The organism is Mycobacterium sp. AT1 (genome assembly GCF_002043095.1).
In the GTDB taxonomy this organism is placed as follows: domain Bacteria; phylum Actinomycetota; class Actinomycetes; order Mycobacteriales; family Mycobacteriaceae; genus Mycobacterium.
The window spans coordinates 1-21,264 of the sequence record NZ_MVOC01000062.1; the positions used below are offsets into that span (position 1 = coordinate 1).

The following is a 21,264-nucleotide window of genomic DNA, read 5'->3' on the forward strand; positions in this document are numbered from 1 at the left end:
TATTGAGTTCTCAAACAACACGCCCCACCTGTTCGCATGACAGCCCCGCGGCGTAAAGCCGCTAGCCTCTTGCGGACAGTAGAGTGAAACCACCGAAGTGACTTCCCTCTGGGATGTCGTCGCGCTCTGCGATCTGGACCGCGTCGCTGACGACTTGGATTAAGTTACGGGCCGGATAACGCAGAGTCAAATCGCCTGGTCAGAGGCGTGGCCATCAGAAGATCAGGCCCCGAGCGGGTGCTCAAACGGTCGTCCGGGACTCCTTCGAGCGTCATTCGACCCTTTCGACGCCCGCGACATTGCGCTTACCCCGTCGCAACACCAGCCAGCGGCCGTGCAGGAAGTCCCCTGGCGCCGGAACCCAGTCGTCGCCCTCAACCCGAACGTTGTTCACGTAGACCCCGCCCTCGGACAGCGTCCGACGCGCATCGCCCTTGCTCTTCGACAGACCCGTGGCCACCAGGAGATCGCCGATTCCGTCCGGGACACCTGGCCGGAGCTCCGCGACCGAGGTCTCGCGCAAGGCAGCTGCCAGCGTGGATTCGTCGAGGCCGGCCAGCTCACCCCTCCCGAACAGGGCCTGACTGGCCAGCTCGACCGACTCCGTGGCCCGCTGACCGTGGACCAACGTGGTGAGTTCCTGGGCCAGCCGCCGCTGGGCGGCCCGCTCGTGCGCCCGCTCGGTGGTCGCAATCTCCAGGTCGCCGAGCTCGTCGGCCGACAGGAACGTGAACCACCTCAGGTAGCGGATCACGTCGGCGTCGGCGGTGTTGACGAAGTACTGGTACCAGGCATACGGCGAGGTCAACTCGGGGTCGAGCCAGACGTTGCCGCCCCCGGTGGACTTGCCGAACTTCTTGCCGTCGGCCGAGGTCACCAGCGGCACCGTGAGCGCGTGTGCGCTGGCCCCCAGCTTCTGTCGGACCAGGCGAACGCCGGCGATGATGTTGCCCCACTGGTCGGAGCCGCCGATCTGCAACGAGCAGCCGTGTTTCCGATGCAACTCTACAAAGTCGTTGGCCTGCAACAACATATAGCTGAACTCGGTGTAGGAGATGCCGTCGCCTTCGAGGCGTCGCTTGATGGTGTCGCGGTCGAGCATGACGTTCACCGAGAAGTGCTTGCCAAGGTCTCGAAGGAACTCGATCGCCGAGAGTTGCGAGGTCCAGGACAGGTTGTTCTCGACGATCGCGCCGGTCGGCGACTCGTCGAACTCCACGAATCGCTCCAGCTGTCCGCGGATCCGCTCGGACCACTCCGCCACGGTGTCGGCGGTGTTCAGCGTGCGTTCGGCGGTGTCGCGCGGGTCCCCGATCATTCCCGTCGCGCCGCCGGCCAGAACGATCGGCCGGTGCCCCGCACGTTGGAAGCGTCGCAGCGTCAGCAGCGGAATCAGGTGTCCGGCGTGCAGGCTCGGTGCCGTCGGGTCGAACCCGGCATAGAGCGTGAGCGGTCCCGATGCCGCCGCGGCGGCCAACGCCTCACGGTCGGTGGACTGCGCGATCAAGCCGCGCCAGTCCAGTTCGTCGAGGATGCCAGCGTCTGGAGAAGTCACGCCGTCAATCCTCTCCCATCAATCGCCGTCACCCGGTGCGGGTGCCCGTGGGCTGCGGCGGTAGGCGGAGACCTCCGAATGGTCGGCGAGCCAGAACCGCCACGGCCGGTCGGCGGCCTTGCTCACCCCCACCCGCGGACCGCTGATCACCGGCGGGCTGGCGCCGAGTGCCAACCGAACCGGGCTGCCTGGGTCGAACAGGTCGATTCCGTTGTCCTGCATGGTGATTCCCAGGGCAGAACAGAGGTTTCCCGGTCCGCGAGCCAACGCGGCAGTGGTCACCGGGCCGCGGCTGGCGTGGGCGATGCCGAAGCCGTCGGTCACCACCGCGGCACGCAGTAGAACCGCGGCGGCCACGCCGTCGTCGCCGCACACGACGTTCGCGCACACGTGGATGCCGTGGCTGCGATAGGTGTACATCCGTCCCGGCGGGCCGAACATGACCTCGTTGCGACCGCCCCGACCGCGGAAGGAATGCGCGGCGGCATCCGGCCACGGACCGTCGGGGGGACCGCCGTACGCCTCGACTTCGACGACCGTGGCGGTCACTCCGCGACAGATCAGTTCGGCGCCGACCAGGAGTCGGGCGGCCGACACCGGGTCGGTGGCCAACCGTTGCGAGCTCACCGGACCGATTGTGCCCGGCGGTCTTGACGCCGCCACCTGCGGGGAGGATATTCATCACATGATGACTTCATCGCATGATGAATTGCACCGAAGGAACGTCCCACCGGCCGTTTCGGTAGAGCATCTGACCGTCGTCCGCGGCAAGCGCACCGCACTCGACGACGTCACCGTGCAGATCGCCACCGGGACCATCACCGGCGTCCTCGGCCCATCCGGATGTGGGAAGACCACGTTGATCCGCAGCATCGTCGGAACCCAGGTCATCGCCAAGGGCACCGTCACGGTCCTCGGCCGACCCGCGGGGTCGGCGGAGTTGCGGCACCGCGTCGGCTACGTCACCCAGGACCCCACCGTTTACCAGGATCTTCGCGTCGTCGACAACGTGCGCTACTTCGCCTCGCTGTACGGCACCGGCGCCGCCGCCGCGGACGAGGCGATCGCCAACGTCGGGCTCGCCGATCACCGAACGGCGTTGTGCGGCAACCTCTCCGGAGGTCAACGCACGCGTGTCTCGCTGGCGTGCGCATTGGTGGCCCACCCCGAGGTGCTGGTGCTCGACGAACCCACCGTGGGGCTCGACCCCGTTCTTCGGGTGGATCTGTGGGAGCAGTTCCGCCACCTGGCCCGCCGCGGCACCACCCTGCTGGTGTCGAGCCACGTGATGGACGAGGCAGACCATTGCGGGGATCTGCTGCTCCTGCGGGAGGGCCGCCTGCTTGCCAACACCACACCGACCCAGCTTCGAGAGGACACGGGATGTCAGTCACTGGAGGAAGCGTTTCTGTCCGTCATCCGGCGCAGCACCGCTCCCGCGCTCGGCTAAGCCCGCAGGCGTATCTGGCGACCACCGTCCGCATCCTGCGGCAGCTCGCCGGCGACCACCGCAGCGTCGCGATGATCCTCGTCGTACCGAGCCTGGTCATCACACTGATGTACTTCATGTTCTCCGACGTGCCCCACCGTCCAGGAACACCGTCACCCTTCGACAACGCGTGCCTGATCATGCTCGGGGTGTTCCCGCTCGTCGTGATGTTCCTGATCACGTCGATCACCATGCAGCGCGAACGCGCGTCAGGGACGCTGGAGCGCATCCTCACCACTCCCCTGCGCCGGCTGGACCTGCTGGCTGCATACGGCACCGCCTTCTCCATCGCCGCGGCCGCTCAGGCGACACTGGCGTGCGTGATCTCCTTCTGGCTGCTCGGCCTGGACACCGCAGGCAGTCCCGCCCTGGTGTTCGCCATCGCCATCGTCAACGCGGTACTTGGCGTCGGACTGGGTCTGCTGTGTAGTGCGTTCGCGCGCACCGAGTTTCAGGCCGTCCAGTTCATGCCCGTGGTCATCGTGCCGCAGCTGCTGCTGTGCGGCATCATCGTGCCGCGCGACGTGTTGCCCGACTGGTTGCAGTGGATCAGCAACGCGCTGCCGGCCAGTTATGCGCTGGAGGCCCTAAGAGAGGTCGGCGCACATGCCGACCTGACCGCCAGCGCTGCACGCGACATCGCGATCGTCGTCGCCTTCGCCGCGGTGGCGATGGGTCTGGCCGCGGCCACCCTACGGCGCAGGACGCCGTGAGCACGTCGAACCGCAAACGCCCAGGCCGTCCGTCCGGCACCTCCGACACCCGCGACCGCATCCTGACCAACGCACGAGAGTTGTTCGCCCGCAACGGCATTGGAAAGACGTCGATACGTTCGATCGCGGCAGCCGCCGGCGTCGACTCTGCGCTGGTGCATCACTACTTCGGCACCAAGGAGCAGCTGTTCGCCGCGGCGGTCCACATTCCGATCGACCCGATGCTGGTCATCGGCCCGATGCGCGAGGCGCCGATCCACGAACTCGGACTGACGCTGCCGTCGGTGCTGCTGCCGCTTTGGGATTCGGAGATGGGTGCGGCGTTCCTCGCCACGCTGCGCTCGCTGCTCGCGGGTGACGGTGTCGGCCTGATCCGGTCCTTCCTGCAGGACGTGATCTCCGTCGAAATCGGCTCGCGCGTGGACGAGCCACCGGGTTCGGGCCGGATCCGCGTCCAGTTCGTGGCGTCCCAACTCGTCGGCGTCGTGATGGCGCGCTACATCCTCGAACTGGAACCGTTCGCCTCACTCCCGGTCGAGCAGATCGCCGAGACCATTGCCCCGAACCTGCAGCACTACCTCACCGGCGAGCTGCCCGGCCTGAGCTGATCAGGGCTCGGCCCGCTCCAGAAGCGCTTGGTGTTCTGCATCGTCGGTGATGGTGACCGCTTCGGAGATCAGCAGCACGGGCACGCCGGCGTCGATCCGATAGGCCCGTCGGAGCCGCGGGTTGTAGAGAAAGTCGTCGCCCACCAAGAGCAGCGGGCCGCGGTCCTCTGGACACACCAGCAGGCTGCGGAGGCGTTGGTCGATCACGGTGTCAACCGAGCGGGATGTTGATGCCGCCGCCAGCGTTGGGGTTCGGCGCTCCGCCACCATTGCCACCGATGCCGATGGTCGGCGGGTTCAGCACGGGGCCGCCGCCGGTCTGCCGGGACGCCTGCCGCAGCTGGAAGGACAGTGTCGACTCGAGGGCCGCGACCAGCGGTCCCTGGTTCGGTCGCTTGTCCAGCGCCGCCACTAGCGCTTCACCGTTGGAGGTCGACGGCCGGAAGCCCCGCGCGCGCAGCTGCATGACCTTGTGGATCAGGGTGGAGATCTGGCCGCCGCCGGCGCCGGTGTCGTACTCCGTGGCGATGGTCGCGAGAGCCTCGTCCGCGCTCATCACGGGAGCGGCGTCACTGGCCGACACGGCGTCGGTGGACGGGTCGGCGACTGCGGACGCCGCGCTCACGCCGGTGAGCAGCCCTGCTGCCAGGGCCCCACTGGTCACTGCGCCCAAGAGCGCGCGACGCCAGCCGTTCGTGCTGGTCTGTTCGGCCATCAATCCTCCATCGTCGAGCGTCCATGAGTTTCCGGCCCGACCCGGGTGGCCACGTACAGCCACGCGGAGCCTAACAAAGCGCCGCGAGCGCGGCAGCATGTCACTCGGTTCACTTCCATCACTCGACGTCGCCCGAGGCGGTGAGTTCGGCGCGCACCGCGGCGGTAAGCCGCTTGTAGGTCCCGTCGTCGTCGCGATACCAGGCGTGCCGCGACTGCCTGGGGACGCCCGCTGCCCGCAGGGGTCCCAGCAGCGGCCGGTAGGTGGCACTGAGCGACATGGCGGACGCCACGTGGACGACGTCGGGCGCCGCACCGACCGGCAGACCGGCGATGGCCTCGTTCAGATCGGCCGTTGGGACGCTGCCACCCGGACGCAGCAACAGCGCCGACACCGCAAGCTCGCGATCGCCCACCGCCACGCGGTACGTGACCGCCAGGTCGACCGCGCCGACCCGCCCAAGCGTGTCGTTGACCGCGTCGGTGAACACCGGACCCCGGTCGGTGCGGATCACCGACCCGCGGTTGGCGACGAGCCAGAAGTCGCCGTCCTCGTCACGGCGGAACAGGTATTCGGTCGACACCCACAGGTCGGCGGGGGCGAACACGCCACGCTTGACCGACGCCGTCGGGTCGACGGGACCGCGCGGGTGCGCCAGCAGCACGCCGACCTCGTTGGTCGCCGCCAACGCGACGAAACCGCGCTCGTCCTCGAGGATCAGGTCGTCCTCGGGGTCATAGGCCGCCAGCTCGATGTGGCCACCGCCGGGCAGCGGCCTGCCTTCGCTGCCGACCTTGGCGCTCGCGACGTTGGCGAACACCGCCTGTCCGTCCGTCGTGGCGAAGAACTCGACGACGTGCGCGGGCGCGAACTCCTCCTCGACGCGTCTCCACAGCCCCGTCGGCATGCCCGACCCGATGAAGAGCCGGACGGGATGGTTGCCGTTGAGCACGAAGGCTGGGTCGTCGATCACCTCGCGCAGCATCGCCCACGTGTAGGACACCACCGTCACGCCGTACTGCCGCAGTTCGTGCACGAAGCGGTCCGGGCGAAGGCCGCGCGAGAGCGCGATCCTGGTGCCGCCGACGACTGCCCCACCGAGGCTGACGAGCAGACCGGACTGATGGTGCAACGGGGTCAGGCAGTACACGGTGTCACCGGTGCCGAGGTTGGCCGCCGAGGCGGTGCCAATGGCCGAAAGGGCCCACCGGAAGTTCGTGATCTGACGTGCCACGAGTTCACCACCGACGGTCGCGAAGGCGACGTAGGCCAGGTCCTTCGCGTACCCGGGGTCGGGACGGTACCAGCCGGGGAGCGCCACGACGTCGGGGTCGATCTTCTCCATGTCGACGACGTCGGCGTCACCGGCCAGATCCAGATCGCGGGCCTCGCCGCCGCCGAGCACCAACACCCGCAACGGCAACGCCGTCGCCGCGGCGAGGTGCACGGGGTCGGCGATGACGTCGGACACCGCGCCGAGCCGGGCGGCCTCGAGCAGATCGGCGTCCGGGGGCATCAGCACCGCAACCGCCCCGAGCCGGGACAACGCCGCGATCGCGACCAGCGCGCTGGGTCGCGTCTCCATCAGGACGCCGACGTGCGCGCCCTGGCGGACACCGACGTCGATGAGGCCGCGGACGACGTTGTTGACGCGTCGGTCCACCGCCTCGTAGGTGTGCACACGGCCGTCGAACAGCAGGAATTCGCCATCCGGCGTGGCGCGGGCCTGCTCGGACATGATGCGGCCGAGCGAGATGCGGGTGTGGTCGTTGATCTGGCCCAGCCGGGCGAGCCTCGGCAGCGTGCGGGCGGTCTCGGCCACCAGTGCGCGGGCCGACTTGTTGGCCGCGACGAACGCGCCGGCCGCCGAACGGGCCACGCTGAACGTCATCTCCGCGGCCGCACCCGCCCCGTGCGCGATGCGGGAGGCCAGCGGGACGCCGGCGTCGTCGACGTGGTCGGGCTGCAGAGCCATCGGCACGACGTCCTGCGGCATCTCACCGTCACCGGCGATCCACCGCACCCACGCCGCGACCGTCGGCCACGTGTTGGTGGCCGCCTTCGAACCGACGACGAGGCCGAAATGTCCTGTGCGGATGAGGTATTCGTAGACGTCGGCCTGCGGGGACGCGCGCTTGATGCCGCGCACCGACGCGGGCTGGCCGATGTCGTCGACCTCGCCGACGACCGCAAGCACGGGGCAGTCGATGTCGGCGAGGGTGACGAGGTCACCGCGGATGGCGAACCCGCCGCTCATCATCCGGTTGTGCGCGATGAACTGCTTGAGCAGCTCGGCGATCGCCGGACCCGACCAGGCGATCCAACCGTCGTTGGCCAGGAAGCGCCGCTGCTGCTCCCGAGGCAAGAGCGCCTCGCGGTCGTGCAGCTGGCGCAGGAAGTCCAGGCGCGACTGGGCCGTCTTGATGGGGTCGAGCATCTGAAAACCGGTGCGGGCCAGCCAGCCGGGAACGTCGAGGCGGCTGAACACGTGGTCGGCCATGAAGTCCGCGGCCCCGACCGCAAGCCCGGCGGGCAGGTTCATCGGCAGCGCCGCCAGGGTGTCGACCGGCGATCCGAATCCGATGATGCTCGCCAGGTCCTTGGACCGTCGGTACGCCGCGGCCTGGTAGGCGAACATGCCACCTTGGGAGTAACCGGCCAGATGGACGTCGCGGTCGGTGACCTTCTTCACAGTGTCGACGGCTTCGCTGAGCGCGACGACGTGGTCGGCGAGGTTGCGCTGCATCCCGCCCTCGACCTGGTCGGGCGAGCCGAAGTCGATGACCCAGGGGTCGACGCCCGCCGCGTGCAAGATGCCGACGGCGCCCTCGTTGCGGGTGACGTCCCACATGTCGGCGGACATCATCATCGGGTGCACCATGAGCACCGGCGGCCCGGCCGGCTTGGCCCCCGGCCTGCTGTCGGGCGGAAAATAGCGCCGGAGCCGGTACATCGGCACGCTCTCGACGATCTGGAAGGGCGACGGCACTGCGCCGGTCTCGAGACCGCCGTAGCGCAGCACTTCCAGACCGTTCTGCGCGGTCGCCACCAACCGTGCCATGGGCTTCGTGATTGCCGAAAGGTCCACCACGACCCTCCCCTTTCAAGCGCCGCGCGAATCCCCCGATCCGACGACATCATGGCATAGCGGGCGTGGGGCTCCCCGTCGTCAGCCCTTATGATCGGCGCCTGATGGCGAACCTGATCAACCTCGAACGTGCAACCGTTGGTTACGGCACGCGCACCCTGCTCGACGGCGTGAGCCTTGGCGTAGACGAAGGCGACGCCATCGGCGTCGTCGGCCGCAACGGCGACGGCAAGTCGACCTTGTTGAAGATCCTCACCGCCACGAGGCCGCCCGACTCCGGGCGCGTCACCCACACCTCTGGATTGTCGGTCGGCTACCTCCACCAGTCCGACGACTTCCATCCCGACGCGACGGTGCGCGACGTCATCGTTCACGGTCAGGCCGATCACATCTGGGCGGCCGACGCGGAGACCCGGTCGGTGGTGGAGAACCTGCTGACCGAGGTCGCGCTGGACCGCGAGGTGAACAACCTCAGTGGCGGTGAGCGACGCCGCGTTGCGCTGGCGGCGCTCCTGCTCGCAGGTCACGACGTCCTGGTCCTCGACGAGCCGACCAACCACCTCGACGTCGAGGTCATCGGCTGGCTCGCCGGCCACCTCTCCAAGCAGACCGCCAAGACGATGATCGTGGTCAGCCACGACCGGTGGTTCCTTGACGCGGTCTGCACCCGCATCTGGGAGGTCCACGGCGGCACCATCGACGCCTACGAGGGCGGATACGCCGCGTACGTCCTGGCCAGGGCGGAACGCTCACGGGTCGCCGCGGGCACCGAGGCGCGGCGCCGCAACCTCATGCGCAAGGAGCTCGCGTGGCTGCGGCGCGGGCCGCCCGCGCGGACCTCGAAGCCGAAGTTCCGCATCCAGGCCGCCAACGATTTGATCGCCAACGAGCCCGAGCCGCGGGATTCGCTCGCGCTGCAACGCTTCGCCACGGCGCGCCTTGGCAAGGACGTCTTCGACATGCACCGGGTGACGCTCGAGTTGGGCGACAAGCTCCTTCTCGACAAGCTCGACTGGTCGATCGGACCGGGCGTACGGATCGGCCTCGTCGGCGTCAACGGCACCGGAAAGTCCACGCTGCTCAAGCTGTTGATCGGGGAGATCGAGCCGACGTCGGGCACCGTCAAACGCGGGAAGACCCTGCGCATCGGCTATCTCAGCCAGGCGCTGGTCGAGATCGACGGCAACGAACGCGTCCTCGACGCGGTCGAGAACGCCAAGCGGATCACCGAGCTCGCCGGCGGCAAGGAGGTCAGCACGGCCACCCTGCTCGAGGACTTCGGCTTCACCGGCGACAAGCTGACCACGAGGATCTCGGAGCTCTCGGGTGGCGAACGCCGTCGCTTTCAGTTCCTGCGTCTGCTCCTCGACGAGCCCAACGTGTTGCTGCTCGACGAGCCAACCAACGATCTCGACATCGACACCCTCAACGTCATCGAGGACTACCTCGACGGCTGGCCGGGCACGCTGATCGTGGTCACCCACGATCGGTACTTCCTCGAACGCGTCAGCGACGTGACCTATGCGCTGCCAGGCGGTGGTCGCTGCGTCTTGCTACCCGGCGGGATCGAGCAGTACCTCGCCGAACGTCCGACCGCCAACGGCACCTCCGCGACCCGCCCGGCCGATCGCAACGAGACGGCCTCGGCGCGGGAACGCAAGGCCGGAAAGCAGTTGTCCCGCATCGAGAGTCAGCTCAAGAAACTCGACGAGCGGATCGCCAAGCTGCACCTCACCATGGCCGACGCGGTCTCCGACCACGTGCGGCTCGGCGAGTTGAACTCCGAACTCAACGAGCTGACGGAGCGTAAGGAATCACTCGAGGAGGAGTGGCTGTCGCTGGCCGACGACTGATCAGGGGCGCAGGCCAAGCGACAACCGGTCGGCGGTGTCACGCACCACCTGAAGCTGCTTGGCAACCTGGATTGGCGCCGTGCCGCCTCTGGCGTCACGAGAGCTCACCGAGCCCTCGACGGTCAGCACCTCGCGCACCTCGGCCGTCAGCTCCGGATGGATGCCAGCCAATTCGTCGTCGGTGAGTTCCTCGAGCCCGACGCTGCGTGACTCGGCGGCCTTCACGGCCGCGCCGGCCGCCTCGTGGGCGACGCGGAACGGCACCCCCCTTCGGACGAGCCATTCGGCGACGTCGGTGGCCAGCGTGTAACCCTGCGGGGCCAACTCGGCCATCCGGTCGGCGTCGAAGGTGAGCGTCGCGACGAGCCCCGCCATGGCGGGCAGCAGCATCTGCAGTTGGGCCACCGAGTCGAAGACCGGCTCCTTGTCCTCCTGCAGATCGCGGTTGTACGCCAGTGGTTGGGCCTTCAGCGTGGCCAGCAGACCGGCCAGGTTGCCGATCAGGCGGCCCGACTTTCCGCGCGCCAGTTCGGCGATGTCGGGATTCTTCTTCTGCGGCATGATGGAACTACCGGTCGACCAGGAGTCATGCAGCTTGACGTAGCCGAATTCCGTTGTGCTCCACAGGATGATGTCCTCGGCCAACCGGGACAGGTCGACGGCGATCATCGCAAGCACGAACGCGGCCTCGGCCGCGAAGTCGCGTGACGCCGTTGCGTCGATGGAGTTGTCGGCGGCCGCGCTGAAGCCCAGGTCGGCGGCGATGGCGTCGGGATCGAGGCCGAGCGACGACCCAGCCAGCGCTCCGGATCCGTACGGCGACACCGCAGCGCGGTCGTCGAAGTCGACGATGCGGTCGACGTCGCGCAGCAGCGGGTGGGCGTGTGCCAGCAGATGATGCGCCAGCAGGATCGGCTGCGCCGACTGCAGATGCGTCTTGCCCGGCATGATCTCGGTGGGATGGGACGCGGCCTGTGTGGCCAACGCCCCGACGACGTCGAGCACCCCGGCGCCGACGACCCGCATCGCGTCCCGCAGCCACATCCGAAACAGCGTGGCCACCTGGTCGTTTCGCGACCGCCCGGCGCGGAGTCGGCCGCCCAGGTCGACTCCGGCCCGGTCGATCAGACCTCGTTCGAGGGCACCGTGCACGTCCTCGTCGGACGGCAGCGGCCCGAAGCTGCCGTCGTCGACGTCCTCACCGAGACTGTCCAACCCGGCGAGCAACCCGTCGCGCTGGTCCTCGGTCAGCAGGCCGGCGCGGAACAGGACCAGGGCGTGCGCCTTGGACGCCCGCACGTCATAGGGTGCCAACACCCAGTCGAAGTGGGTCGACTTGCTCAGTGCGGCAAGCGCATCCGACGGGCCGTCGGCGAACCGGCCGCCCCACAGGGAGCCCTCGTTGGTGCTCACTTGCCGGCGAGGTCCCGCTGCGCGGCGATCTTCGACGACAGACCGTGCACGTGGACGAAGCCCTTGGCGCTGGACTGGTCGAAGGTGTCGCCCTCGTCGTAGGTGGCGAGGTTGAAGTCGTACAGCGACTCCGAGCTGCGCCTGCCGTTGACGGCAATGTGCCCGCCGTGCAACACCAGTCGGATCTCACCGGTGACGTGTTGCTGGGTGTCCGCGACGAACGACTCGAGCGCCCTCTTCAGCGGCGAGAACCACAGTCCGTCGTAGACCAGCTCGCCCCAGCGCTGATCGGTGGTCCGCTTGAACCGGGCCAGCTCGCGCTCCAGGGTGACGTGCTCGAGCTCGGTGTGCGCGGTGATCAGCACCATCGCGCCGGGGGCCTCGTAGATTTCACGGCTCTTGATGCCGACGAGCCGGTCCTCGACGACGTCGAGCCTGCCGACACCCTGGGCACCCGCCCGCCGGTTCAGCTCTTCGATGGCCTCGAGCACCGTGACCGGCTTGCCGTCGACGGAGACCGGCTTGCCCTTCTCGAAGCCGACGATGACCTCGTCCGGTGAACTCCAGTTGACCGTGGGGTCCTCTGTGTAGTCGTAGACGTCCTTGGTCGGCGCGTTCCAAAGGTGCTCCAGGAAGCCGGTTTCCACCGCACGGCCCCACACGTTCTGGTCGACCGAGAAGGGTGAGCGCTTCGTGACGTTGATCGGGATGGCGTTCTCCTCGGCGAAGGCGATGGCCTTCTCCCTCGTCCACGCGTAGTCGCGGACGGGCGCCAGCACCTCGAGATCGGGTGCCAGCGAGGCGAAGCCGACCTCGAAGCGCACCTGGTCGTTGCCCTTGCCGGTGCAGCCGTGTGCCACGATGCCGCCACCGTGCTGCCGGGCGGCGTCGACGAGGTGCTTGACGATCAGCGGGCGGCTGATTGCCGACACCAGCGGATAGCGGTCCATGTAGAGGGCGTTGCTCTGGATGGTCGGCAGGCAGTACTCCTCGGCGAACTCGTCGCGGGCGTCGACCACGACCGCCTCGACGGCGCCACAGTCGATCGCGCGCTGCCGCACGACCTCCATGTCCTCTCCACCCTGGCCGAGGTCGATGGCGACGGCCACCACCTCACGCCCGGTCTCCTTGCCGATCCAGCTGATCGCGACGGACGTGTCTAGACCGCCGGAGTACGCCAGGATGACGCGTTCGGACATGTAATCGATCTCCTTAGATAGTTCTTGGGGCTGGCTGTTGAAGTCGTTCGAGGGTGCTGGCTAGTTCAGCGCCCGTCATGGGTTCGCGCGCCACGACCAGAATGGTGTCATCCCCGGCGATGGTGCCGACGACGTAGGGCAGCGACGAGCGGTCGATCGCACTGGCCAGGTAGTGCGCCCCGCCAGGAGGGGTGCGCAGGATCGCGAGGTTCCCGCTGGCGTCGGTCGACACCAGCAGCTCGCCGAGCAGCTTGGTCATCCGGTCGGTGCCGCCGGAGACGCCGCGGACGGGGCTGCCGTCCTCGGGGACGACGTACACCCCGGTGCCGCCGTCGACGCCGCGCAGTTTCACCGCTCCGAGCTCCTCGAGGTCACGGGACAGCGTGGCCTGGGTGACGTCGATGCCCTCGGCGGCCAACTTCGCGGCGAGCTCGCTCTGGCTGCGCACCGCATTGGACGACAGCAGGGCCACGATCCGCGCCTGCCTGCCCGCCCGTGTCGAGGTGGTCACGATTTGTCCAGCAACCAGACCAGCAACGCCTTTTGCGCGTGCAGCCGGTTCTCGGCCTCGTCCCACACGGCGCTCTGCGGTCCGTCGATGACGTCGTCGGTGATCTCGTGCCCACGATGTGCGGGAAGACAGTGCAGCACGACGGCTTCGGAGTCGGCCAGGTCGAGCAGGCCGCCGTTGACCTGAAACGACCGGAACGGTCGAACCCGGTCGAGCCCGTCGTTCTCTTGGCCCATCGAGGTCCACGTGTCGGTGACCAGGACGTCGGCTCCCCTGGCGCCGGCCTTGGCGTCGGACGTGATCGTCACGGTGGCTCCGGTCTCGGCGGCGCGGCGCTCGGCGGCGGCCACGAACTGCCTGGCCGGTTCGAAACCCGTTGGCGCGGCAATCGTCACGTGGATTCCGGCGGTCACACCGCCGAGCATGAGCGAGTGCGCCATGTTGTTGGCGCCGTCACCGAAGTAGGTCATGCGCAGACCCGTCAGCTCGCCCTTGCGCTCGGCCAGCGTCTGAAGGTCGGCGAGCACCTGACACGGGTGGAACTCGTCGGACAGCGCGTTGACGATCGGCACGGTTGCCCCGGTGGCCATGGCGGCCAACCGTTCCTGGGCGAACGTCCGCCAGACGATGGCGTCGACGTAGCGCGACAGCACCGCACCGGTGTCCTCGAGGGTTTCCTCGCGACCCAGCTGGGTGCTGCGGCCGTCCACCACGACGGCGTGTCCGCCGAGCTGGGCGATGCCCATCTCGAACGAGAACCGCGTCCTCGTCGAGTTCTTCTCGAAGATGACCGCGACCCCGCGTGGCCCCTCGAGCGGCCGTGCACTGAACGGTGCCTTCTTGAGTTCGACTGCGAGAGCGAGGACTTCGGCCTGTTCGCTCGGTGACAGGTCGTCGTCGCGCAGGAAGTTCCGTACGGTCACGAGGTCTCCTGAGCGGTGTCGAGGACTGCGGGCAGTGCAGTGAGGAACGCGTCGACCTGGGCGTCGGTGACGACCAGCGGCGGCGCCAGCCGGACGACGTCCGGCGTCGCGGCGTTGACGAGGAAGCCGGCGTCGCGAGCGGCCGCTTCGACCGCCTTGGCCTTCGGCGCGGTCAGTACGATGCCCCGCAGCAGACCACGGCCCCTGACGTGGGCGACGAGCGGGTGGCCGATGGCCTCGACACCGTGGCTGATCACCTTGCCGAGTACGTCGGCACGGGCCACCAGGTCGTCCTCGGCGAGGGTCCGGAGGACGGCGAGCGCAGCGGCCGTGCAAACCGGGTTGCCGCCAAAGGTGCTGCCGTGCATGCCCGGTGCCAACAGCTCGGCGGCGTCGCCGATCGCGAGACAGGCGCCGATCGGAAGGCCGCCCCCGAGACCCTTGGCGAGCGTGACGACGTCGGGGGTGATGCCGTCGTGCTGATGGGCGTAGAAGGTTCCGGTACGGCCGACGCCGGTCTGCACCTCGTCGAGGATGAGGAGCGCACCGTGCTTGGCGGTGATCTCGCGGGCCGCGACCAGGTAGCCCGGCGGGGGCGTGACGACGCCGCCCTCCCCCATGATCGGCTCGAGGAAGACCGCGGCGGTGTTCGAGTCGACCGCGCGCTCGAGGGCGTCGACGTCGCCGTACGGCACGTGGGTGACGTTGCCCGGCAACGGCTCGAACGGCTCCCGCTTCGCCGGCTGCCCGGTCAGCGCCAGCGAACCCATCGTGCGACCGTGGAAGCCGTTCTCGGCGGCCACCACGTTGGTGCGGCCGGTCAGACGCGAGATCTTGAACGCGACCTCGTTGGCCTCGGTGCCGGAGTTGCAGAAGAACACCCGGGCGTGCGCGTCGGCGCCGAGCTGGGCGACGAGCGCCTCGGCCAGGGCGACGCCCGGCTCGGTGGCGTAGAAGTTCGAGGTGTGGCCGAGCGTGTTGAGTTGGGTGGTCACGGCCTCGATGACGGCGGGATGCCGGTGTCCGAGCACGTTGACCGCGATGCCGCCGAGAAGGTCGACGTAGGACTTGCCGTCGGCGTCGGTGACGACGGCCCCGTCACCACTGACCAGGGCAACGGCCGGCGTGCCGTAGTTGTCCATCATCACGGCCCGCCAACGCGCCTGCAGGTCTTCGGTATTCGTCATGCCATCACCTTGGTTCCCGAGCCTTCGTTGGTGAACAGTTCGACCAGCACGCAGTGCTCCACCCGACCGTCGATGACGTGTGCGCTTGGCACACCACCGGCGACCGCGCGCAAACAGGCCTCGATCTTGGGCACCATGCCCGACTCCAGGGACGGCAGCAGACCCGTCAGGGTCGCGACGTCGATCTCGCTGACGAGCGAGGAACGGTCGGGCCAGCTGGTGTAGAGCCCCTCGACGTCGGTGAGCATCAGCAGCTTCTCGGCGGACAGCGCTTCGGCCAGAGCGGCCGCGGCGGTGTCGGCGTTGACGTTGTGCACCACCCCGGCCACGTCGGGCGCGATCGTCGAGATCACCGGAATGCGTCCGGCGGCAATGAGATCCATGACCGCCCTGATGTCGACCTTGGCGACGTCGCCGACCAGGCCGATGTCGGTGGCCACCCCGTCGACGAGCACACTGCGCCGGACCGCGGTGAACAGCTGGGCGTCCTCACCGGTGATGCCGACCGCGTACGGACCGTGCGCGTTGATCAGGCCGACGAGTTCCCGCCCGACCTGCCCGAAGAGCACCATCCTGGCGACGTCGAGCACCTCCGGTGTGGTGACGCGAAACCCGCCCTTGAAGTCACCGGCGATGCCGAGCTTGGCGAGCATGGCGCTGATCTGCGGACCACCACCGTGCACGACGACCGGATGAATGCCGCAGTTGCGCAGGAACACCATGTCCGCGGCGAACGCCGTCTTGAGGGCCTCGTCGGTCATGGCGTTGCCGCCGTACTTCACGACGACGATCTTGCCGTGCAGCTGTTTGAGCCACGGCAGTGCCTCGGCGAGAACTCGTGCGGCGTTCAAGAGCTGTACGCCGAGTTCTCTTCGACGTACGCATGCGACAGGTCGGTCGTGCGCACCGTGCCCTCACCCGTGCCGACGGCCAGGTCGACGACCACCGAGATGTCGACCCCGGAGAGGTCGACGTCCCGGGCACCCGGGGCACCGGCGCCGTCGACGCACACCGGAGTGCCGTTGAACGACACGCTGATTCGGTCGGCCGCCATGTCGACGGGTGCCATCCCCACCGCGGCGAGCACGCGGCCCCAGTTGGCGTCGGAGCCGAAGATCGCCGTCTTGACCAGGCTGTCACGGGCGATGACCCGGGCGGCGACGACGGCGTCGGCCTCGGTCGCCGCACCGGTGACCGTGACGGCCACCCGCTTCGTGACACCCTCCGCGTCGGCCTGCAGCTGAGCGCAGAGGTCGTCGCAGACGGCCAGCACGGCCGCGTCGAGTTCGTCTTGGGTGGGGGTGATCTCGCTGGCGCCGGAGGCCAGCAGCAGCACGGTGTCGTTGGTCGAGCAGCTGCCGTCGATGTCGAGCCGGTCGAAGGTTCGGCCCGCGGCGGCCCGCAACGCCCGGTCCAAAGCGTCCGAGTCGGCGACGGCGTCGGTGGTGATGACGCACAGCATGGTCGCCAGCGACGGCGCCATCATGCCGGCGCCCTTCGCCATCGCGCCGATCGTCCAGTTCGCTTCGTGATGCAGCGCAACCTGTTTGGGGACGGTGTCGGTGGTCATGATGGCCTGCGCCGCTTCGGCGCCACCGGTCAGCCCGCCGGCCATCTCGTGCACGATGTCCTTGACCCCGCCGAGCACCTTGTCCATCGGGAGCCGGTCACCGATCAAACCAGTCGAGCAGACCGCGACTTCGACTGCGCCGGTCTCGGTGCCCCAGTCCGACAGCGCGCCGGCGACGGCCTCGGCCGTCGCGTGGGCGTCCTGGAAGCCGAGCGGACCCGTGCAGGCATTGGCCCCACCCGAGTTGAGGATGACGGCGCGAAGGCGCTTGGTGGTCATCACCTGCTGGGTCCACAACACCGGAGCGGCCTTCACCTTGTTGCGGGTGAACACCGCGGCGGCGGCCAGATCGGGACCCTCGTTGACGACCAGCGCAAGGTCCGGCTTACCCGAGACCTTGATGCCCGCCGAGATGCCCGTCGCACGGAAGCCCGACGGCGCGGTGACGCCTTGATTGCGAACCAATTTCACGGCGCCACACCCACGATCGAAAGTCCTTCCGTTTCCGCCCAGCCCAGCGCCAGGTTCATCGACTGCACAGCCGCCCCTCCGGTCCCCTTGACGAGGTTGTCGATAGCGCACAACGCGACAAGCACACCGGCGTCCGCGTCGACCGCGACGGCGACCTGAGCCGCGTTGCTGCCGATCACCGAACCCGTCGTCGGCAGTCGCCCCTCGGGGAGGAGATGCACGAACGGCTCGCCGCCGTAAGCCTTTTCGTACGCCGCCCGGATCTCCGACAGCGAGGCCTCGGTCTTGGCCGTGCACGTCGCGAGGATGCCGCGGGACGTCGGGATCAGCACGGGCGTGAAGGACACGGTGACGGCCTTGTCGGTGACGGTCCGCAGGCCCTGGGCGATCTCGGGGGTGTGCCGGTGCGCACCGCCGATGTTGTACGCCCGTGCCGAGCCGATGACCTCGGAGCCCAGCAGGTCGACCTTGGCAGCACGGCCGGCGCCCGAGGTGCCGCTGACCGCGACGACCGTCACGGCGGGCTCGACGAGATCCTCGGCGAGCGCGGGCAGCAGGGCGAGCAGGGCCGCCGTCGGGTAGCAGCCGGGAACGGCCACGCGCTTGGTGTTCCGCAGCGCATCCCTGCCACCGGGCAGCTCGGGCAGGCCGTAGGGCCAGCTACCCGCGTGGGCCGAGCCGTAGAACCGCTCCCACGCCGCCGGATCGGTGAGCCGGAAGTCCGCGCCGCAGTCGACGATCAGGGTGTCGGGGCCGAGTTGCTCGGCGAGCGCCGCGGAGTGCCCGTGCGGAAGGGCCAGGAAGACGACGTCGTGGCCGGCCAGGACGTCGACGTCGGTGGGCTCCAGAATTCTGTCGGCCAACGGAAGCAGATGCGGATGATGCTCGGTCACCGTGGTGCCTGCACTTGCCGCGGCGGTCAGCGCACCAATGGTGAGGCGACCGTCGGCCAGCGCCGGGTGACCGAGAAGAAGCCGAAGGATCTCGCCACCCGCATAGCCGCTCGCGCCGGCCACCGCCACTGAGGTCATGCAGCGATTCTGCATGTTTATGCGGTTGAGTGCAAATTCATTGATCAGCGGCGCTGAACTGCACCGACACGGGCGACCGCCACCTCGACGGCCGCATCGCGCGCCGCGCTGGCCTCGTCTTCGGTGAGCGTCCGATCGGGTGCGCGGAACCGCAGCGCCAGGGCCAGCGAGGTATTGCCCTCGCCGACCTGCGGGCCTCGGTACACGTCGAAGATCCGGACGTCCTCGAGCAGTTCACCCGCGCCGTCGCGGACGGCGTCGACCACCGATTGCGCGGCGACGTCGTCGGCGACGATCAGGCTCACGTCCTGGAACACCGCAGGGAACGGCGACACCGACGGGGCAGGCAACGGTTCGACCACCGGCACGGCGCTGAGATCCAATTCGACGGCGCAGACGCCCTTCGGCAAGCCGGACCGCTCGATGACGGCGGGATGCAGTTGCCCCGCATACCCGATCACGGTCTCGTCGAGGACGATCTCGGCGCACCGACCCGGGTGCCACGGCAGCTGCTGCGCGGCCCGGAACTCGAACTCCACGTGGCAGGCCCGCCCGATGATGCGTACCGCCTCGAAGGCGTCCATCGCGTCGACCGGACGGCCGGGCCCCCACGGGCCCGCGGGCTGACGCATGCCGGTCAGGACGGCACCGACGTGAAGCGGTTGCCTTGGCAGAGCGTCGTCGATGAGCGCCATCTCGACCGCGGTGGGCCGACGGTCGACGGGGAGCCGCTCGACCGTCTTCGTCTGAGGCGTCGCCAACACCACCTGCTGGATGCCGAAGAGTGCGTCGTCGGTGGCGCCGCGGGACACGTTGCGCGTCAACGCCTCCAACAGGCCGGGAAGGAGCGTCGACGCCAGCTCTGGCCGGTCGGCCTCGAGTGGGTTGAGCACGGACATCGTGGCGCGCCGGGGATCGTCGGCGGGCAGTCCCCAGACGTCGAAGACGCCCGCGGGAAGGAACGGCGTCGGGAGCACCTCGACGTAACCGTTGAGCGCCAACGACTTTCCGACCGCACGCCGACGCTTCTGGGTAGGGCTCAGACCTCGGCCCGCGGGAGCGGTCGGCAGGATCGACGGAATCTTCTCCAGCCCCTCCAGCCGCAGCACCTCCTCGACGAGGTCGGCGGGCTGCTTGAGGTCGGTGCGCCAGCTGGGCGGCACGACGGTGACGATCCCGTCGGACTCCGACACGCGGCCGCCGATCTGGGTCAGCCGTCGCACGGTGGTTCCGGCCGGGTAGGCGACGCCCGCCATCCGGTCGGGCAGATCCACCGGCATGCTGACCGCTTCGGGCGACCAGTCCTCGCGCGGCGGATCGCCGCGCCAGTCAGTCAGGGTGGGTTCGACTGTGCCACCGGCGATCTCGGCCAGCAGGGCGGCACCCCGGTCGAGGGCGGCGACCGACGTCGCGGGGTCGACCGTCCGTTCGTAGCGGCGACTCGCCTCGCTCACCAGGCGCAGCCTGCGCTGGGTGCGCGACACCGTCGCCGGATCCCAGACGGCCGCCTCGAGCAGGACGTCGGTGGTGGTGTCCCGTACCTCGGTGGTGCCTGCGCCCATCACGCCGCCGATGGCAGCCGTCGCCACGTCGTCGGCGATCAGGACGTCACCAGGGTCGAGGGTGCGCGTCACGTCGTCGAGGGTGACGACGGTCTCCCCCGGCTCGGCGAACCGGACGTCGAAGCCGCCGGTGATCAGGCTGCGATCATGCGCGTGCATCGGGTGACCGAGCTCCAGCATGACGTAGTTCGTCACGTCGACCGCGGGCGAAATGGCCCTGATGCCGCTCAGCAGGAGTCGGCGCTGCATCCACCACGGCGAGACCGCGGTCGGGTCGATGCCCACGACCGGGCGCAGCCCGAATCGTTGGACGCCGGTGCCGGGTTGGACCTTCAGCGGCCACGCCTCACCCGTGACGGGCAAGGGGTCGACGTCGGCCGGGTCGACGAAGTCGAGGTCGTAGGCGCAGGCCAGCTCACGGGCCATCCCGCGAATCGACAGGCAGTAACCGCGGTCGGGGGTGATCGCAAGATCGAAGACGACGTCGTCGAGTCCGACGACCTCGACCGCGGAGTCCCCCGGCTCGGCGGTGCCGGGGGGCAGCACCATGATGCCGGCGTGGTCGCTGCCGAGGTTGAGCTCGGAAGACGAGCAGATCATCCCGTCGGACGTGCGGCCGTAGGTCTTGCGCTTGGCGATGGTGAAGTCACCGGGCAGGGTGGTGCCGGGCAGCGCCACGACGACCAGGTCTCCGACGGCGAAATTGGTTGCACCGCAGACGATGTCGCGCGGCTCGCCGTCGACGTTCTGGGAGCCGACGTCGACCTTGCACGCCCGGATGGGCTTCTTGAACTCGGTGAGCTCCTCGATCTCGACGACACGGCCGATCGTCAGCGGTCCGGACACCGGGCCGACGGGAATGATCTCCTCGACCTCGTGGCCGATGTCGATCAGGGCACGCTCGAGTTCGGCGGGTGAGACGTCCCAGCCGGGAGCGCCGGCGCGCACGACGTCGCGCAGCCAGCTGTAGGGAACGCGCATCAGGCACCAACCCCGAAAGGAAGAGAGAACCGCACGTCGCCCTCGACCATGTCGCGCATGTCGGGAATGCCGTTGCGGAACTGAAGGGTTCGCTCCAGGCCCATGCCGAACGCGAAACCGGAATACTCTTCCGGGTCGATGCCGCAGGCGCGCAGGACGTTGGGATTCATCATCCCGCAACCACCCCACTCCACCCAGCCCGGACCGCCCTTCTTGTCCTCGAACCAGATGTCGACCTCGGCCGAGGGTTCGGTGAAGGGAAAGAAGTGTGGGCGCAGGCGCGTACGACCCTCCGGCCCGAACTCGGCGCGCGCGAACGCATCCAGCGTGCCGCGCAGGTTGGCCATCGTCAGCCCGCGGTCGACGGCCATGCCCTCGACCTGATGGAAGACCGG

18 protein-coding genes and 1 pseudogene are annotated in these 21,264 nt (G+C 68.8%); 4 read left to right on the forward strand and 15 right to left on the reverse strand.

Features of this window, described 5'->3' with window-relative positions; all coding sequences use genetic code 11:
• Positions 1 to 271: 271 nt before the first annotated feature.
• Both tyrS and B1790_RS27065 read right to left on the reverse strand, forming a co-directional pair.
• Positions 272 to 1,534 carry a tyrosine--tRNA ligase gene (tyrS, locus tag B1790_RS27060; RefSeq protein ID WP_369832434.1) on the reverse strand — a complete coding sequence of 421 codons (1,263 nt, stop codon included), beginning with the start codon at positions 1,532 to 1,534 and terminating at the stop codon, positions 272 to 274.
• A 39-nt stretch (positions 1,535 to 1,573) separates the two neighbouring features.
• Positions 1,574 to 2,182 carry a DNA-3-methyladenine glycosylase gene (locus B1790_RS27065; RefSeq protein WP_079926386.1) on the reverse strand — a complete coding sequence of 203 codons (609 nt, stop codon included), beginning with the start codon at positions 2,180 to 2,182 and terminating at the stop codon, positions 1,574 to 1,576.
• A 58-nt stretch (positions 2,183 to 2,240) separates the two neighbouring features.
• Between B1790_RS27065 and B1790_RS27070 the strand changes: the two genes are divergently transcribed.
• The 3 genes from B1790_RS27070 to B1790_RS27080 are packed head-to-tail and all read left to right on the forward strand — an operon-like array spanning position 2,241 to position 4,365.
• Positions 2,241 to 3,005, forward strand: coding sequence for an ABC transporter ATP-binding protein (locus tag B1790_RS27070; protein ID WP_079926387.1), 765 nt, complete (start codon positions 2,241 to 2,243; stop codon positions 3,003 to 3,005).
• Positions 2,939 to 3,757 (forward strand): ABC transporter permease, encoded by an 819-nt coding sequence (locus tag B1790_RS27075; RefSeq protein ID WP_079926388.1) that lies wholly within the window; start codon positions 2,939 to 2,941, stop codon positions 3,755 to 3,757. The genes B1790_RS27070 and B1790_RS27075 overlap by 67 nt, the downstream gene beginning before the upstream one ends.
• Positions 3,754 to 4,365 (forward strand): TetR/AcrR family transcriptional regulator, encoded by a 612-nt coding sequence (locus B1790_RS27080; protein ID WP_079926389.1) that lies wholly within the window; start codon positions 3,754 to 3,756, stop codon positions 4,363 to 4,365. The genes B1790_RS27075 and B1790_RS27080 overlap by 4 nt, the downstream gene beginning before the upstream one ends.
• On the opposite strand, the gene B1790_RS27085 is transcribed toward B1790_RS27080, so the two are convergent.
• From B1790_RS27085 to B1790_RS27095, 3 genes are all read right to left on the reverse strand, one after another.
• Positions 4,366 to 4,572 carry a Trm112 family protein gene (locus tag B1790_RS27085; RefSeq protein ID WP_079926390.1) on the reverse strand — a complete coding sequence of 69 codons (207 nt, stop codon included), beginning with the start codon at positions 4,570 to 4,572 and terminating at the stop codon, positions 4,366 to 4,368.
• A 4-nt stretch (positions 4,573 to 4,576) separates the two neighbouring features.
• Positions 4,577 to 5,080 carry a hypothetical protein gene (locus tag B1790_RS27090; RefSeq protein WP_079926391.1) on the reverse strand — a complete coding sequence of 168 codons (504 nt, stop codon included), beginning with the start codon at positions 5,078 to 5,080 and terminating at the stop codon, positions 4,577 to 4,579.
• Between the two features lie 118 nt (positions 5,081 to 5,198).
• Positions 5,199 to 8,168 (reverse strand): acyl-CoA synthetase, encoded by a 2,970-nt coding sequence (locus B1790_RS27095; RefSeq protein WP_079926401.1) that lies wholly within the window; start codon positions 8,166 to 8,168, stop codon positions 5,199 to 5,201.
• Between the two features lie 104 nt (positions 8,169 to 8,272).
• Here B1790_RS27095 and B1790_RS27100 point away from each other — a divergent pair, with 104 nt between their 5' ends.
• The gene (locus B1790_RS27100; RefSeq protein WP_079926392.1) at positions 8,273 to 10,021 is read left to right on the forward strand and encodes an ABC-F family ATP-binding cassette domain-containing protein; all 1,749 of its coding nucleotides are present in this window, start codon (positions 8,273 to 8,275) and stop codon (positions 10,019 to 10,021) included.
• Here the strand turns inward: B1790_RS27100 and argH are convergent, their stop codons facing one another.
• The 10 genes and pseudogenes from argH to B1790_RS27150 form a co-directional block, all read right to left on the reverse strand.
• Positions 10,022 to 11,434: an argininosuccinate lyase gene (gene argH, locus B1790_RS27105; protein WP_079926393.1), complete on the reverse strand. Its 1,413-nt coding sequence runs from the start codon at positions 11,432 to 11,434 to the stop codon at positions 10,022 to 10,024.
• A complete protein-coding gene (locus tag B1790_RS27110; RefSeq protein WP_079926394.1) occupies positions 11,431 to 12,633 on the reverse strand; it encodes an argininosuccinate synthase in 1,203 nt (400 codons plus the stop codon). Before B1790_RS27110 ends, argH begins: the two co-directional genes overlap by 4 nt.
• Positions 12,634 to 12,646: 13 nt before the next feature.
• Positions 12,647 to 13,210 carry an arginine repressor gene (locus B1790_RS27115; protein ID WP_198952132.1) on the reverse strand — a complete coding sequence of 188 codons (564 nt, stop codon included), beginning with the start codon at positions 13,208 to 13,210 and terminating at the stop codon, positions 12,647 to 12,649.
• The gene (argF, locus tag B1790_RS27120; RefSeq protein WP_079926396.1) at positions 13,141 to 14,067 is read right to left on the reverse strand and encodes an ornithine carbamoyltransferase; all 927 of its coding nucleotides are present in this window, start codon (positions 14,065 to 14,067) and stop codon (positions 13,141 to 13,143) included. Before argF ends, B1790_RS27115 begins: the two co-directional genes overlap by 70 nt.
• Entirely contained in the window at positions 14,064 to 15,254 is a 1,191-nt protein-coding gene (locus tag B1790_RS27125) for an acetylornithine transaminase (RefSeq protein WP_079926397.1), read from the reverse strand. Before B1790_RS27125 ends, argF begins: the two co-directional genes overlap by 4 nt.
• A complete protein-coding gene (gene argB, locus B1790_RS27130) occupies positions 15,251 to 16,105 on the reverse strand; it encodes an acetylglutamate kinase (RefSeq protein WP_079926398.1) in 855 nt (284 codons plus the stop codon). Before argB ends, B1790_RS27125 begins: the two co-directional genes overlap by 4 nt.
• Entirely contained in the window at positions 16,102 to 17,295 is a 1,194-nt protein-coding gene (argJ, locus tag B1790_RS27135) for a bifunctional glutamate N-acetyltransferase/amino-acid acetyltransferase ArgJ (RefSeq protein ID WP_079926399.1), read from the reverse strand. Before argJ ends, argB begins: the two co-directional genes overlap by 4 nt.
• Positions 17,292 to 18,341 (reverse strand): N-acetyl-gamma-glutamyl-phosphate reductase, encoded by a 1,050-nt coding sequence (gene argC, locus B1790_RS27140; protein WP_198952133.1) that lies wholly within the window; start codon positions 18,339 to 18,341, stop codon positions 17,292 to 17,294. The genes argJ and argC overlap by 4 nt, the downstream gene beginning before the upstream one ends.
• Before the next feature lie 29 nt (positions 18,342 to 18,370).
• On the reverse strand, positions 18,371 to 20,869 hold the full coding sequence (pheT, locus tag B1790_RS27145; protein ID WP_079926400.1) for a phenylalanine--tRNA ligase subunit beta: 2,499 nt from the start codon (positions 20,867 to 20,869) through the stop codon (positions 18,371 to 18,373).
• Positions 20,869 to 21,264, reverse strand: a pseudogene (locus B1790_RS27150) (phenylalanine--tRNA ligase subunit alpha); the annotation flags it as partial. The gene pheT and the pseudogene B1790_RS27150, both read right to left, overlap by 1 nt.